At 63.6% G+C, this 547-nt stretch carries 1 protein-coding gene; it reads left to right on the top strand.

Features of this window, described 5'->3' with window-relative positions; genetic code table 11:
* The coding region (locus tag AC0KUR_RS38115; protein WP_473377422.1) for a P2 family phage major capsid protein at positions 1 to 515 on the top strand (515 nt) is incomplete at its 5' end.
* Positions 516 to 547 lie beyond the last annotated feature (32 nt).

Below are 547 nucleotides of genomic sequence, written 5' to 3'. Positions count from 1 at the left end.
TGCAGCAATACCGCAACAACGCGAAGCAACGCGTGTTCTCGGGCGTGAAGATCGGCAAGGGCGAAGAATTCAAGAATCTCGACGCTGTCGTTTCGCTCGCGCGCAACGAGTTCCTCGACCCGTGGTACGCCGAAGACCCGAACCTCGTCGTGATCTGCGGCCGCGAGCTGCTCCAGGACAAGTATTTCCCGCTGATCAACCAGGCGCAGCCGTCGACCGAAACGCTCGCAACCGACATCGTCGTATCGCAGAAGCGCGTCGGCAACCTGCCGGCCGTCAGCGTGCCGTACTTCCCGCCGCATGCGTTGATGGTCACGCGCCTGGACAACCTGTCGATCTACTGGCAAACCAGCGCGCGCCGGCGCTCGCTGAAGGAAGTGCCCGAGCGCGATCGCATCGAGAACTATGAAAGCTCGAACGATGCGTACGTGATCGAGCAGTACGGCGCCGGCTGCGTGGTCGAGGGCATCCAGTTCGCCGACGCTGCCCCGGCCGCTCCGCAGGGTGGCGCATGACGAACCCGTTCCGCCAACACTTCCAGCGCACC

Source organism: Burkholderia sp. YHN3-13, assembly GCF_055810675.1.
Note: the sequence above shows the minus strand (reverse complement) of the source record. Positions and strands in the feature narration are given on the sequence as shown.